A 14,169-nucleotide genomic window follows, 5' to 3' on the forward strand; every position below is an offset into this window, starting at 1 on the left:
CTTAACTGGCGGGAGCCGGGGCCCGGGGGTGTGCAGACCCGTAAGGGCGCCTGCACATGCTGTAACGACGCGGGTGCCGCACGATGTTGATCCGCACGCCACCTCCTTGCGACGGACCGGCCCCGGTCACCGCTCCATCAGATCCGCGACCCGGCCGGCCGCACCCCCGTCGTCCCGGTGACAGAACGCTTCCCGGAAATCCGCGTACGCATCCGCCCCGGCGGCGGCGATCTCCTCCAAGTCGCCCAGTGCGTCGATCAGTTCACCGGTCGAGGTGAGCAGCGGACCCGGCACCCGGGCCTCGAAGTCGAGGGTGAAGCCGCGCAGGGTGTCGCGGTAGTGCGGCAGATCGGGTGTCAGGAAGAGCATCGGACGCCCGGTGTTGGCGAAGTCGGCGGCCAGCGACGAGTAGTCGGTGACCAGGACGTCCGCGGCCAGCAGCAGCTCGGTGGCGTCCGGGTGGGCGGACACGTCGAGGGCGAACGGCGCGTGGTGGGCGGGCAGCCGGTCGGCGACCAGCGGGTGGGAGCGCACCAGCAGCACATGGTCGTCCGCCAGCTCCCGCCGTGCCAGGTCCAGATCGAGCGGCAGATGCAGCCGGTGGTGGCCCGCGTCGTAGGCGAGATCGTCGCGCGGGGTCGGCGCGTACAGCACCACTTTCCTGCCCGGCTCGATGCCCAGGCGCTCGCGGACCGCGGCCGCCCTGAGGTCACGGTCGGCGGCGAAGAAGGCATCGGTGCGCGGCAGCCCGGTCTCCAGCAGCCGCCCGGAGTAGCCGAGCGCCGAGCGCAGCACCGGAGTGCTGTGCGCGTTCGGCGACAGCAGCACGCTCCACTGCCGGCTGACCCGCGGCCGCGGCGCCAGATGCGCCAGCCCCGCGCACAGCGTCCCGGCCAGGTCGGCGCCGATCCGCTTGAGCGGGGTGCCGTGCCAGGTCTGGATGATGCGCTGCCCGCCGCGCCGGGTGAACCACCGGGGCAGATGGGTGTTGGTGACCACCCAGCGGCTGTGCGCCAGCGCCCCGTGCCACTCGGCGCTGCCCACCAGCACCGCACGGGCCGTCTCCGGCACCGCGGTCTGCGCATCGCGCACCGCCCACAGATGCTCCACGTCCATGCCCCGGCGCACCAGCTCCTCGTGCACCGCCCGCGGGGAATCCCCGTACGCCCGGCCGCCGAAGCTGCTGTAGAGGACGGTGTCGCGCAGCGGACGGGAACGGTGCAGCGCATAGTGCTGCTCGCGCAGCATCCGGCGGCGGTAGGGGCCGCGGTCGGTGGCGGGCAGCGCCGGCCCCGCCACCACGAGCGCTTCGTCGTGCCGGTGCCGGTCGAGGGCGAGCGGCTTGCCGCGGACCGTACGGGTCGCCGGCAGCCCGCCCAGGAGGGACGGCAGAGCGCGGACCGGGGCGTCCAGCGCGGAGCCGGGCGCGCCCCGCTCGCGCAGATGCAGCGTCCAGCGGCCCTCGCGCAGCGGCAGCGGACCGGCCAGCGAGGGCAGCGCGCCGAGCGGCAGCGCGGCGTGGAACCGGCCCTCGTCGTGGGTGGTGGGGAACGCCAGCTCCGCGGCGTGCGCCCCGTGCTTGAGGACCAGCTCGGTGGCGAGCGGCGCGGCATCGGGCAGCGCGCCCGCCACCAGCAGGGTGCCGTCCGCCCGCCACAGCGCCCGGTCCAGATACGGCTGCGGGGTCCGGTCGTGCAGGACCAGGTTCCCGGCCGGCCCGGCCGCCACGACCAGCTCGCGGCCGTGCGGCAGCGGATGGGCGGCCGGCGCCAGACCGAGGTCACAGGCGATCGGGTCGGTGCCGCCGCCGGGCAGCACCACCTCGGCCGCCCAGCTCTCGGTGTGGGCCGGCGGGATCGCCCGCGGCGCACCGTCCCGCGGGGGCCGCGCGGCGGCCAGCGCGTCGAGACGGACACGGAAGGTGAGCGGCGGGGAGGCGGTGCGGGGCGCGGCCCCGGGGGCGGTGCGGGGCGCGGTGCAGGGCGCCTCGTCCGCTTGCCCCGGTCCCGGTCCCGGCCCCCTTCCCGTGGGAGGTTCCGCTTCCACCGGGAACGACACCACCGTGCCGGTGCCCTGGTGGGTCAGCCGCAGGGCGGTGGGGGGCGGGCCGGCTGTGGTGACCGTCAGGTCCAGGGCGCCGGCCGCCACCGCCCGGTGGCCGGTCAGCCGCCGGGCCGGACGGACCACCGACAGCCGCAGCCGCCCGTCCGGGTACCGGGGCGTGATCCGCACGGCGCCCGTGCCGTCCCCGGGCAGTTCACGGGCGCACGGGGCGGCGCCGGAGCCGGTCTCGGCGGCGTGCAGCGCCGCGGCCCGCACCACCCCCGCCGACGCCAGCAGCACCCCCACCGACCAGTCGCTCTCCTCCCAGCGCCCGCCCTTGCGCAGCCGGGCCGGATCGAGCCGCAGCTCGAAGCCCGACCAGTCGTAACAGTGCAGCTCCTGGCCGGACTCGGCGGTCGCCTCCGGCATCGCCACCGGCCGCAGCGGCAGCAGGATCCGGCGCCGCCCGCACGACAGCACGGCCGTCCTGAGATAGCTGTGCCGGGTCGCGGCATCCAGATTCCGGATATAGGCGTAGCCGCGCAGCACCAGCACACCGCCGCGCCACTCCGCCTCCCTGACCCGGGCCCGTACGGGGAAGTCGGCGCGGTCCAGCCGGGTCACCCCCGGAGGCAGCTCCAGCGGCGGGGTCAGCGGCAGCACCGCGCGCTTGCGCAGCGGCGGCCCCGCGACGGCGAACCCGGCCGGGTTACGGGCCTCATGGGTGAGCAGGGTGAGCAGATCGGCCAGCCGCCCGGCACGGATCAGATACCAGCGCATCCGCAGCTCGACGGGGAGCGTCGGGAACAGCCGCGGATCGACACCGGAGAGAAAGTCGCGGGCGCAGTCGAGGAACGCGGTCCGGCACTCCGGCGCGGCCGCCGGCAGCGCATCGACCAGATCGAGCAGCCCGTCGGTGAGCTGCGCACGGTCGTAGTCGCGCTGATAGGCACGCAGCCGGGCGTGGGCCGGGTCGGCGAGGAAGCGCCGGATGCCGGCCACCGCCGCGAACCGGTCCCGTACGCCCCGGGCATCGGGCCTGTGGTGGCGGTCGGGCCCTTCCGGCAGCCGCCAGTAACAGACGTGCTCCCGCAGGACGTCGACCGCGTCGGCCAGGAAGAGCGCGGGCAGCGTCACCGCCGCGTCATGGCACAACTCCCCCTCGGGGAAGGCGAATTGGTGCTTGTCCCAGAAGGTGCGGCGGAAGACCTTGTTTGCGCGCGAAGTCGTCGGACAGCAGGGTCAGGTCGTCGCGGAGGCGGGTGCGCAGCACGGTTTCGCGGGTGGCCGGATGACGTGCCGACTGGCTGCGGCCGGCCGCACCGAGCCGGTAGACATTGCCGGTCGCCAGGTCCGCACCGGACCGGTCCAGCAGGCCGACCAGATCCTCGTACGCGCGCGGCAGCAGCACATCGTCGGCGTCGAGGAAGGCCAGATAGCCGGTGTGCGGATAGGCGTGCCGGGCACCGGTGTTGCGGAGCGCGCCGCAGCCGGGGGCCGGCGGGCCCCCGGCGTGGTGGACGATCCGGAACCGTGGGTCCCGCCCGGCGAAACGGCGGGCGGCAGCGGCGGGCCCGCCCCGTGCGGCGGTGGCGTCCCCGCCCCCGCCCGCGGGCGGACCGCCGTCCACCATCACCACATCCAGATCGGTCAGCGTCTGGGCCGCGACGGACTCCAGGCACTCCTCCACATTCCGCTCGGACCCCTCGATGCGATGGACCGGGACGACGACGGTGAGCCGAGGCTTCATACGCGGACCAAGCCTTTCCGGACTGGCGAATGCACAAGACCGGTCCGTTCAACTCGCCCACGGCGGCACGGTCACCGGATCTGCGCTGAAAGGGTGAGAGGACCCGCCGGGCGACCGTGTGTGCGGGACCGGGCGTCCGCGTGTGCAGGGACCGCGCACCACGGCGTGCCGGGCCGCTCGTCCGTGGGCGCGGGCCCGCATCTCACCCTGTGCCGGGCCGCGCGTCCGTGTGCGCGGGATGACGCTCGGTGCGCGCATTCGGCGCGCCGTAGCGCCGGGCCGCGTCCGATGCCGTAGACCCGTTGCACAGCTTTACGGCGTTTTGCGCGCCGTGTTCCCCAGGGAAGGTGACCGCGTCCCGATGCCCGGCAGAACCGACAGCTCCGCCGCCACCGACAGCCCCGACGCCGGGCCGCCCGGCAGCGACATCCGGACCGCCCGGCCCACGCGTCCCACGGGCACCGCGCCGTCCGCCTCCACCGCGCGGCTGCCGGCCGACCGGGGACGCGGCGGCCCGGCACGGCTGCTGCCCGCCCGGTCCCCGTACCGCAGTCAGCTGCGGCGGATCGGCACCGGCCGGGTACTGGAGATCGGCTGCGGGACCGGCGACACGCTCGCCGACTGCGCGCCCGGAAGCGTCGGTGTGGACCACGATCCGCAGTCCGTGGCGCGCTGCCGCGAACGCGGGCTGACCGCCTATACGGCCGACACCTTCCTGGCGAGCCCGCACGCCCGGCCCGGCGCCTTCGACGCGCTGCTGACCGCGAACGTCCTGGAGCATCTGGACGACGAACAGGTCGAGGGGCTGCTGCGGGCCTACGTCCGGTACGTACGGCCGGGCGGCGGAGTACTGCTGATCACCGCGCAGGAGGCCGGGCACCGGGCCGGGCCCACCCCGGTGCGCTTCACCGACTTCGCCCTGCTGCGCGCCTTCGCCGAGTCCGCGGGCCTGACCGTACGGCGTACCTACTCCCATCCGCTGCCGCGCCCGGCCGGGATGCTGCTGCGGTCCAATGTGTTCGTGCTGGTGGGGCAGGTGGCCCGGTAGGGGGGGCACCCCCGAGGGCGTACGAACCCGCTGGTGCGTGTGTGCCGGCCGGCGCGTACGAGCCCGCTAGCGCGTACGAGCCCGCTTACGGGCCCTCACCAGGGCGCGGGTGACGATCGGCGGCAGCACGTCGCGGGCCACCCGGCGCACCGTGCTGCGCGCCGGGACCGGCCGGCGCGGGGCCGGGCGGGCCGCGGAGACCTCCGGCGACCGCGCCGCGGACCGCCGCACAGCGCGGGCGGCGGACGTGTGCCGGGAGGCCGGATGGCGGGGCTCCTCGGCGCCCTTGGCGCTCAGCCGGACCAGCGGGGCACCGTTGACGTACTGCACCTCGTGCCAGATGTCGCCACGGGACGCGATCCACTCCAGCAGCGCCTTCTGCAGCGGCTCGGGGTCGCCCCAGGTCCCGTAGAACTTGGTGCCGGTGAGGCAGACGGGGCGCAACCCCTCGTTCGTGACGGCCTGCCAGGTGGCGGCGGCCACCCCGGGGCAGTGTTCGGCGCGGTAGTCGTCCATCACCACGATGCCGTGGGCGGTGAGCAGCTTGCGCACCGCGAGGATGTCGCCGTGCACATGCTCGTACAGATGCGAGGCGTCGATATGCGCGAAGCGCACCGAACCCTCGTCGACGTGATCGCTGACGAGCGAACTGAGCCCCTGGACGATGGTGGGCAACTCGTCGTGGAAGGCGAGGTAGTTGGCCTCGAAGGCGCGGCGGGTCAGCGTCGCGTAGGACTTCCTCATCTCCTTGGAGTTGGAGGCGTCCTCGGCGGGGGAGTCGAAGAGGTCGCAGACCGTGAAGCGCTCGTCCGGGCGCAGCCGCGCACCGAGGAAGATGGCGCTCTTGCCCATATACGCGCCCAGTTCGAGCAGATCGCCCGGCTCGGAACGGTCCTGCTGGTGCGCCAGGAACCAGTCGAAGAGCAGCTGGTCGGCGGTGAAGAACCAGCCTTTGACCTCGGACAGCCGGGTGGGGCGCGGGAGTTGTTCGGCACTCTGGTCTGCGAGGGGGGCAGTCATGTGCGGTCCGTCTCCAGACGGTCGGGGACATAGGGCTGAGTACGACGCGTGCGTGAGGGAGTACGTGCGGTATGTACCGGCGCTGTCTGCCGTGGATGTGGTGGCGGTATGGCGTTGTGGCGGTATCGCCGCATCGCGTTGTGGAGGTGTGGCGGTATCGCGTTATGGAGGTGTGGCGTTATGGAGGTGTGCGGGGTTACGTCTGCAGTTGTCCTGACCTGTGCGGTCTATGCAGTTTTGGACGCGCCCGGCGTCATGGCCGCTGCGCACGGGCGCGGCCTCGCGGGGGCCGGGGCGCCCTCAGTCACCCCGTGTGCCGACCCGCCATGCGCACCGCCGCACCGTGCACGGCACGGCAGCGGCGTCATCGTAGGCGCAGGAAAATGAACGGGAGGTGGCGTGCGGCCGGGGAGCGGCGGGACGTCGTGCGGAGTTCACTTCACCGCGCCGGCCATCACACCGGAGACGAACTGACGCTGGAAGGCGAAGAAGACGATCAGCGGCACCACCATGGACAGGAACGCGCCGGGCGCCAGCACATCGATGTTGTTGCCGAACTGCCGCACCTCCTGCTGCAGCGCGACCGTGATCGGCGGATGGCCGCTGTCCGCGAAGATCAGCGCGATCAGCATGTCGTTCCACACCCACAGGAACTGGAAGATCCCCAGCGAGGCGATCGCCGGGCCGCCCAGCGGCAGCACGACACGGGTGAACAGCCGCAGCTCGCCCGCCCCGTCCAGGCGGGCCGCTTCCAGCAGCTCTCGCGGGATCTCGGCAAAGAAGTTCCGCAGCAGGAACACCGCGAACGGCAGCCCGAAGGCGGTATGGAAGAGGATCACCCCGGCCGTCGTCTCGAAGAGCCCGACCGCACCGAACAGCTTGGCCACCGGGATCAGCGCCACCTGCACGGGCACCACCAGCAGCCCGACGACGACCAGGAACCAGCCGTCCCGGCCGGGGAAGTCCATCCAGGCGAACGCATAACCGGCCAGCGACCCGATGACGACGACCAGCACCGTCGCCGGCACGGTGATCGCCGCCGTGGTCAGCAGCGAACCCATCACCTTGTCGTTGGCCAGCAACTGGCTGTAGTTGTCCCAGGTGATCTGAGCCGGTTTGCCGAAGACCTGCCACCAGCCGGACTCGGCGATCTGCTGCGGGCTGCGCAGCGAGGACAGCAGCAGTCCCACCGACGGCATCAGCCAGAACAGCGCCACCAGGACCAGGAAGATCCGCAGCGCGCCGCCGCCGGTCCGCGCCGCGATCCGCGCCGCGAGCGGCCGCCCGGCCCGTCCGCCCCGCCCCGCCCGTACGCCGCCGGCCGCCCCGGGACGCCCGTCCGGCAGGACACGCCCGGCCGCCCCCGCACCCCCGGCCGCCCCCGCACCCCCGGCAGCCCCGGCACGCCCGGCCGCCCCGGCACCGTCCACGCTCGTCATCGGCGACGCTCCTTCCGGATGCGCCGGAGATTGACGTACATCACCGGCAGCACGAGCAGCAGCAGGAAGACGGCGATCGCGCTGCCCAGGCCCTCGTCGACATCCGTGCCGAACGAGGACTGGAAGAGCTGGAGCGCCAGGACGTTGGCGGACCGGATGCTGGAGCCCGGGGCGATGATGTAGACCAGGTCGAAGATCTTCAGCACATTGATCATGAGGGTGACCAGTACGACCACCAGGACCGGCGCCAGCAGCGGCACCGTGATCCGGCGGAAGACCTGCCACTCGCCCGCGCCGTCCACCCGCGCCGCCTCCAGCAGCTCACGCGGGACACCCGCCAGCCCCGCCGCGATCAGCACCATCGCGAAACCGGCCCACATCCAGACGTACGAGCCGATGATGGCCGGGGTCACCAGCGCCGGGCCGAGCCAGTCGACACCGTGGTAGGCCTCGGCGAAATTGGCCGCGGGCAGCCGGAGCCGCGCCCCCTCGGCCCGGTCGGCGGGCAGCGCATAGGTGCCGTCGGCCGCCGTCGTCGCCGAGGCGACCACCCGCCCGCCCTTGACCGCCTCGACCGTCAGCCCGGCCAGCGCCTTCTCGTTGCCGTCGATGACACCGGGGCGGCCGCCGCCACCGCGGGTGAAGTCCAGCCACACGGTGCCGGTGACCTTGCCCGGGCGGGGCCCGGCGGCGGCCGCGGGACGGGCCCCGCGCAGATCGCCCGGCTGGACGGCGACCAGCGGAAGATTCACCGGTGACGTGGCCCGCACGGCCGAGCGCGTGGTGAACGCACCGCCGCCGGACGGCGCGAGACCGGACCGGGGCCGCGGTGTGGCGCCGGGGAACGGGGCCGGTTCGGAGAACGTGTCATGGATGCCGACCCACACCGCGTTGGCGACTCCGCGCTCCGGATCCTGGTCGTAGACCAGCCGGAAGATGATGCCCGCCGCCAGCATCGAGATCGCCATCGGCATGAACACGATCAGCTTGAAGGCGGTGCCCCAGCGGATCCGCTCGGTCAGCACCGCAAAGATCAGCCCCAGCACCGTCGACACCGTCGGCGCCACCACGACCCAGACGACGTTGTTCCTCAGCGCGGTACGGATGCCCTCGTCGGAGAACAACGCGCCGTAGTTGCCCAGCCCCACGAACCCCGTGCCGGACGCGTCGAACAGGCTGCGGTAGACGGAGAAGACGATCGGGTAGACGACCAGCGCACCGAGCAGCAGCAGCGCCGGCAACAGGAACACCGCGGCGGTCCAGGGGCGGGCGCCCAGGACGCCGCCGCCCGGACGCTTGCCGCTGTTGCGGAGCCGGCCGCCGTTGCCGCGCGGGCGGCGCCCGCCGCTGTCACTGACCTTGCCGGCCTTGCCGGCCTGTACGGCGCTCATCGTGACGGTCCCCCGGTCCCGGTCGAGGTGGTCGGTGGTCGGTGGTCGGTGGCCGACGACAGGCCCTCGGCGCCCGAACGACTCCGCGTACGGGCTCAGCGCCCGAAAGGCTCCGTGTACGGACTCAGCGCCCGAAAGGCTTCGTGTACGGACTCAGCGCCCGAAAGACTTCGCGGCGTCCTTCTCCAGCCGATCCTGGGTGCCCGCGATGTCCTTGGGGCTCTTCAGGAAGTCCTGCAGGTCCTTCCACTCGCCCTGGCCCGGCTTGCCGCCGAACGAGGCAGGCGCCTGGTCGGACATGTCGAAGCGGAAGTCGTCGCCCGCCGCGATCAGCGCCTTGGCGATCCGGCGCATCACCCCGTCGGCGTACGCCGCCTGGTCGAGCTCCTTGTTGGGCGAGATGAACCCGCCCGCCTGCGCCCAGATCTTGGCCGCATCCGTCGACGCCAGGAACGTCAGCAGGGCCTGTGCGGCCTTGGAGTCCTTGAGGGCCACCGCCACATCGCCGCCGGTCACCACCGGGGACCTGGCGCCCACCGCAGGGAACGGGAAGACCTTGGCGTCCGTGCCGACCTTGGCCTTCGTCTGGGTGATGCTGGCGGCGGCGAAGTCGGCCGAGGAGACCATCGCGGCCTTCGGGGTGCCGCCGCTGAAGGTCTGGGTCACCGACGTCGGGAAGTCCGTCTGCAGCGCACCGGAGTTGCCGCCCGCGAGCAGGTCCTTACGGCCGAAGAGCTGTCCGAGCGTGGTCAGCGCCTGCTTGACGGAGGCATCCGTCCACTTGATCTTGTGCTGCGCCAGCTGGTCGTACTTCTCGGGCCCCGCCTGGGACAGGTAGATGTTCTCGAACCAGTCGGTCAGCGTCCAGCCGTCCGCACCGCCCACCGAGACCGGCTCGATGCCCGATTCGGAGAGAGTCTGCGCCGTCTTGAGGAAGTCCTGCCAGGTCTTCGGCTCCTGGGCGCCCGCGTTGTCGAACGCCTTGGCGTTGTACCAGACCAGCGACTTGTTGCTGGCCTTGAAGTAGACGCCGTACGGCGTGCCCTTGTGCGCGCCGAGATCCTGCCAGCCCTTGCTGTAGTTCTTGGCGAGCTGCGCCTTGGCGGTCGCGCCGAGCGGCTTGAGCCAGCCCTTCCCGGCGAACTCGCCCAGCACGCCGACCTGCTGGAGCATCGCGATGTCCGGCGGCCCGCCACCGGCGATCTTGGAGCCGATGAAGCCGGCCATGTCGTCGCCGCTCGGCACGAAGTCGACCGTGGCGCCCGTGCGCTTTTCGAACTCGTCCAGCACCTTGACGAAATTCTCCCGCTCAGGCCCCGTCCAGACCGCGGTGACCTGCAGCTTCTGCCCCTTGAGCTGGGGGAGTTGCACGGTGGGGGCGGTGCTCCCGTCCTTGCTGCCACCGCTGCCGTTGTCCTTCGAGCCGCCGCTGCTGCCGCCGCTGCCGCACGCGGCCAGCGCCAGGGCGAGCGCCGTGCCCACCGCCACCGCGGTCGTGGCGCGTACAGCCGTGCGGTCGAGTCGTCTGCGCATCCCCGTAGCCCCTTGTCGCCGCGCCTGCCGTGCCGGGTGCAAGGGGAGCCGTGCCCTGCCGTGCCACGGCGCCCCCACCGTGCCGTTCGCTTCGTGCTCGTACGTGCCCGTACGTGCCCAGGTGCCGGTCGCGTCGTGCCGTACGTGACTGGGTGCCGATCGTGCCGTTCGCGTCGTGCCGTACGGGCCTGCGTACCGATCGTGCCGGTCGCGTCGTGCCGTGCCGTGCGATGGTGCGTGGTCGCGCTGCGCCTCGTCGTGCTCTGTTGGTCTGCGGTATGCGTCGCGCTCTGCGGTGTACGTCGTGCTGTGCGGTGTGCGACAGTCCTACGCCCTGGCCACCGGCTCCGCAATACCGCGTTCCCCGCCAACTGGCCTTTCGTGACGCGGCTGTTATGGGCGGCGCACCGGGTTCACAGCAGTGGCGGAGCCGATGCCGCCCCCGAGGACTGGGCGGCCCGCTGCAGTGCGCTGGCCAGCAGGGCCAGGTCCGTCGGGCCGTTGCCCAGCTCGCGCAGCGGGCGCCGGGCCGGCGGGTCGCCCATCCGCTGCCACTCCAGCGGTACGACCGTCGGCCGGAGGGTGGAGGTCCGGGGTATCCGGCCGGTGACCCGGCCTGCCTGGAACGGTGTCGAGGAGCCGTCCGCCGCGCGGTGCAGCCGTCCGCGGCCCGCGGGCACCGGCTCGGACGGATCGTCGAAGGCGCCCAACCGGACCCGCAGACCGGCCCGTTCGCTGGCCGCGGTCTCCGCCGTACGGTCCGGATGACCGGTGGCGGCTATCAGGTGGACCCCGAGCTCCGCCCCGTCCCGGGCCACCGCCTCCAGGGCGCGCACCACGGAGCCGGCGGCGGGCCGGCCGGTGCTGCCCAGCGCCGGGGCCACCAGGGCGTCGAAGTCGTCGACCAGCACGAAGAGCCGGGGCATCGGCGGGGCCGCGCCGGTGGCGCCTTCCGTGGCTGCCGGGCCGGCGGCGGGCGGTGTGCTGCGGGGGCGCAGGCGGAGGGTTCCGGTCGTGGACGGGTCCGCCGCTGTGCCGCCGTCCGTTCCCCTATCACGGCAACGATTACGGAGAGTAGTCAGTTCCTGCTCTCTGTAATCACGATGCTCGCGGCTGTTGCGCTCGCTGTCACCGCTCTCGGCCGACCGTCGCGGGGCGACGATCCGGGGAGCCGGCAGATGCTTGGCGCGCCACTCGGCGAACGGGGTGCCGGCCAGTATTTCCGCCCGCCGCTTCAGCTCGGAGGACAGCGCCTGGGCGAACTCCCGCATCCGGACCGGGTCCGAGGCGGCGAGGTAGGTCGTGACATGCGGCAGGTCCGTACAGACCCGCAGCCCCTCGCCGCGCTCGCTGCCGGCGCCGTCCACCAGCACCAGCGACAGCAGATCCGGGCGGTCGGCGGCCGCCAGCGAGGCGGCCATCGCCCGCAGCAGCTCGGTCTTGCCGGTGGCCGCCGCGCCCTCCAGGACGAGATGCGAGCCATCGGCGGCGAGATCGGCGCACAGCGGGCCGTGCGGTCCGGCGCCGAGCACTGCGGCGGCACCGGTCCGGTCGGCGTCCAGCGCGGCGGCCCAACGGGCCATCAGGGACGCCGGGGTGGCGCGGGCCAGCCCCAACTCGTCCAGCAGCCGCGCGGAGTCGGGCAGCGGGACGGCCGCACGAGGTGCCGTCCGGCCACCGGCCGCGGCCGCCGTATCGCTCTCGCGCAGCGGCGCCAGCGCCCGCGCGAACCGCTCGGCCCAGGCGCCGGAGACCGCGTCCACCGTCGCGACCGTGCCGTTGGGCCCGGAGCCCGGCTGGATGACGCGCAGCGCCGTGGCGACATCGCCGCTGAGCACCGCCACCGCCCCGCACTCGCCGAAGGCGGGCGAGGCCGCCCGGGCCGCTTCGTACGTCGCGGCCAGCGGGAAGGCGGGGGAGGCGGCCGGGGTCTCGGCCAGGCACAGGAGGTGGATACCGGCCGCCGGGCCGCCCGCGGCGAGCCGGGCGGTGGTCTCGCGCAGCGCGGAGGTGCCGGGGTCGCCGTCGACGACCACGAGGGTGTACGGGCCCTGGTGGCGGGCGGCGGCGGAGGCGGTCTCCGCCCGCTCGGCGTCCGCCCAGCCGGGGCCCAGCGGGCCGTCGTCGAGCCGGCGCACCAGCTCGGACGTACGGGCCGCGGCCTGTTCGCTGTCGTACGCCAGCAGCAGCCGGCAGTCCTGGCCACGGTCCGGGCGGACCTGCGGCAGCCAGCCGAGCCAGGACCAGTCCGCCACCCGCTCCTCGGCCGGGCGCGCCCGGTCCGCGCTGATCAGCACGAGCTCCAGGGCGCCGGGGGAGTGCAGGGCCGTGAGCTGGGCGAGGGCGCTGCGGGCCAGCCCGGTCAGCCGCACCCGCGGCCCGGCGAGACCGAGGGAGCCCGCCCGGCGCAGATCGACGGTGACGGGTACGGCGGCCCGGCCGCCGTTCCGGGCCGCGGTCCCCAGCCGGACGGTCAGGGCGTCGGGGTGGTCCGGGCCGCGCTCCCAGAGCCGGGGCCCCGGGCCCAGTGCGGTGAGCAGGACCGCTGCGGCGTCCGGCCAGCGCTCGTCGGCGGCCGGCCCGGAGAGCGCCTCCGGCGCCGGGGCGCCCTCGGCGGTGTCCGCGAAGGCCGCCCTGGAGGCGCCGGCCGGTTCGTACTCCGGTGCGAAGGCGCCGTCCGGCCGCTCCACGGCGGGCCGGCCGCCCGCCAGCCGCCGTGCCCAGGCGCCGATGCCACCCCGCCGCCCGCCTTTACGGGATCCCTCATCGGCCGGTGCCGAAGACTCCGGTGCCAATGACTGCTGGCCGCCGTGCGTCCGGTCCTGGGATCCGGCCGGAAAGGCGTCGCTGCGCTCCCGGACCCCGGGGCCGAAGCCGTCCGCCGGGCCCGCGCCGGTGGTGCGGTCGTAGACATGGCCCGTGGAGGCACCCGGGACGGGAGCCGCGGCGGCGCCGGACGGGGAGTCGTGGCCGGGGGCGGCGTACCGGGCCGGGGTACCGCGCAGGGGAGTGTCCCGCCGTCCTGCCGGATCCGGGGCGTGGGTGCCGGCTCCCCTGTACGCCCCCTCCGCCGCCGAAGTCGCTCCTCGCGGGCCCGGTGGCGTCCCGTACGCCCCTTGTTCCCCGTACTCCCCACGGCGCTCCATCCGGCCCGCCACCGCCGCGGCCTGCCCCGCCGCCGCGTCCGGGCGCGCACCGGCCGTGCCCGGGGCGATCCGCAGATGTCCCTCGCCGTCCGGGGCGGTCGGCAGGGCGGGGTCCGGGGCGCCGGGCGCGGACTGCAGGCGCAGGGCGGACTCCCCGATGCGCAGGAGGGCGCCGGGCCGCAGGGGCGCGGGCCGTTCGTCGAGGTCGGTGCCGTCCACGACCGTGCCGTTCGTGGAGCGCAGATCCGCCACGTACACCGCGCCGTCCGGCTCGACCGTCACGGCGCAGTGCAGCCGGGAGACATCGGGGTCGTCGAGGGGGACATCGGCGTCGGCCGAGCGGCCGATGCGGATCTGGCCGCCGTGCAGCAGATGCACCCCGCCGGCGTCGGGGCCGGAGACGATGCGCAGGCGGGCCGTGCCGTGCGGCAGGCCGTGTGCCGGGGCGGGGCCGGGGCCCTGGAGGGAGAGCACCGCGCCGTCGATCAAAGGCGGCTCGCCGAGCGCCGCGCGCTGCGGATCGAGCCGTTCGTGCCCGGCGTACAGCACGACGGGGCCGCTGCCGCCGCCCGGACCGCCGACATCCGCACCCGAGCCCGCCACGGAGGCCGCGAGCGCGCCCGCCACCGCCGCCAGCGCGGTCCCGGCGGGGGCCGTCACGAGCACGTCGCAGGTCCGTGTGGTGTGGCCGCTGCGCGGCCCGAGGACGGTCAGCCGGATCTGCATCGCCGTCAACGGTCCCTTCTGCCGGGATCCGCCGGGGGACCGCTCACTCCCCCCACCGCACCCGGGCACGTCG

The 14,169-nt window shown here is 74.2% G+C and carries 8 protein-coding genes; 1 reads left to right on the forward strand and 7 read right to left on the reverse strand.

Annotated features, from left to right (window positions below; genetic code table 11):
• Positions 1–126: 126 nt before the first annotated feature.
• The gene (locus OHS81_RS22865) at positions 127–3,180 is read right to left on the reverse strand and encodes a CDP-glycerol glycerophosphotransferase family protein (RefSeq protein ID WP_328386537.1); all 3,054 of its coding nucleotides are present in this window, start codon (positions 3,178–3,180) and stop codon (positions 127–129) included.
• A 7-nt stretch (positions 3,181–3,187) separates the two neighbouring features.
• Complete coding sequence (locus OHS81_RS22870; RefSeq protein WP_328386538.1) at positions 3,188–3,793, reverse strand: glycosyltransferase family 2 protein; 606 nt, start codon at positions 3,791–3,793, stop codon at positions 3,188–3,190.
• A 361-nt stretch (positions 3,794–4,154) separates the two neighbouring features.
• Here OHS81_RS22870 and OHS81_RS22875 point away from each other — a divergent pair, with 361 nt between their 5' ends.
• Positions 4,155–4,841, forward strand: a complete 687-nt coding sequence (locus OHS81_RS22875) for a class I SAM-dependent methyltransferase (protein ID WP_328386539.1) — start codon at positions 4,155–4,157, stop codon at positions 4,839–4,841.
• 66 nt (positions 4,842–4,907) lie between these two features.
• On the opposite strand, the gene OHS81_RS22880 is transcribed toward OHS81_RS22875, so the two are convergent.
• The 5 genes from OHS81_RS22880 to OHS81_RS22900 all read right to left on the reverse strand — a co-directional run bounded on the left by OHS81_RS22880 (position 4,908) and on the right by OHS81_RS22900 (position 14,096).
• Positions 4,908–5,861, reverse strand: coding sequence for a class I SAM-dependent methyltransferase (locus tag OHS81_RS22880; RefSeq protein ID WP_328386540.1), 954 nt, complete (start codon positions 5,859–5,861; stop codon positions 4,908–4,910).
• A 434-nt stretch (positions 5,862–6,295) separates the two neighbouring features.
• Positions 6,296–7,300: a carbohydrate ABC transporter permease gene (locus OHS81_RS22885; RefSeq protein ID WP_328386541.1), complete on the reverse strand. Its 1,005-nt coding sequence runs from the start codon at positions 7,298–7,300 to the stop codon at positions 6,296–6,298.
• The gene (locus tag OHS81_RS22890) at positions 7,297–8,691 is read right to left on the reverse strand and encodes a carbohydrate ABC transporter permease (RefSeq protein WP_328386542.1); all 1,395 of its coding nucleotides are present in this window, start codon (positions 8,689–8,691) and stop codon (positions 7,297–7,299) included. The genes OHS81_RS22885 and OHS81_RS22890 overlap by 4 nt, the downstream gene beginning before the upstream one ends.
• 153 nt (positions 8,692–8,844) lie before the next feature.
• Positions 8,845–10,224 carry an ABC transporter substrate-binding protein gene (locus OHS81_RS22895; protein ID WP_328386543.1) on the reverse strand — a complete coding sequence of 460 codons (1,380 nt, stop codon included), beginning with the start codon at positions 10,222–10,224 and terminating at the stop codon, positions 8,845–8,847.
• 413 nt (positions 10,225–10,637) lie between these two features.
• Positions 10,638–14,096: an FHA domain-containing protein gene (locus OHS81_RS22900; protein WP_328391356.1), complete on the reverse strand. Its 3,459-nt coding sequence runs from the start codon at positions 14,094–14,096 to the stop codon at positions 10,638–10,640.
• Between the last annotated feature and the right edge of the window lie 73 nt (positions 14,097–14,169).

The organism is Streptomyces sp. NBC_00400, from assembly GCF_036048035.1.
In the GTDB taxonomy this organism is placed as follows: Bacteria; Actinomycetota; Actinomycetes; order Streptomycetales; family Streptomycetaceae; genus Streptomyces.

Coding starts and splice junctions, on each gene's coding strand:
- OHS81_RS22870 (WP_328386538.1), bottom strand. CDS start 3,793: ATGAAGCCTCGGCTCACCGTCGTCGTCCCGGTCCATCGCATCGAGGGG.
- OHS81_RS22875 (WP_328386539.1), top strand. CDS start 4,155: ATGCCCGGCAGAACCGACAGCTCCGCCGCCACCGACAGCCCCGACGCC.
- OHS81_RS22880 (WP_328386540.1), bottom strand. CDS start 5,861: ATGACTGCCCCCCTCGCAGACCAGAGTGCCGAACAACTCCCGCGCCCC.
- OHS81_RS22885 (WP_328386541.1), bottom strand. CDS start 7,300: ATGACGAGCGTGGACGGTGCCGGGGCGGCCGGGCGTGCCGGGGCTGCC.
- OHS81_RS22890 (WP_328386542.1), bottom strand. CDS start 8,691: ATGAGCGCCGTACAGGCCGGCAAGGCCGGCAAGGTCAGTGACAGCGGC.
- OHS81_RS22895 (WP_328386543.1), bottom strand. CDS start 10,224: ATGCGCAGACGACTCGACCGCACGGCTGTACGCGCCACGACCGCGGTG.
- OHS81_RS22900 (WP_328391356.1), bottom strand. CDS start 14,096: ATGCAGATCCGGCTGACCGTCCTCGGGCCGCGCAGCGGCCACACCACA.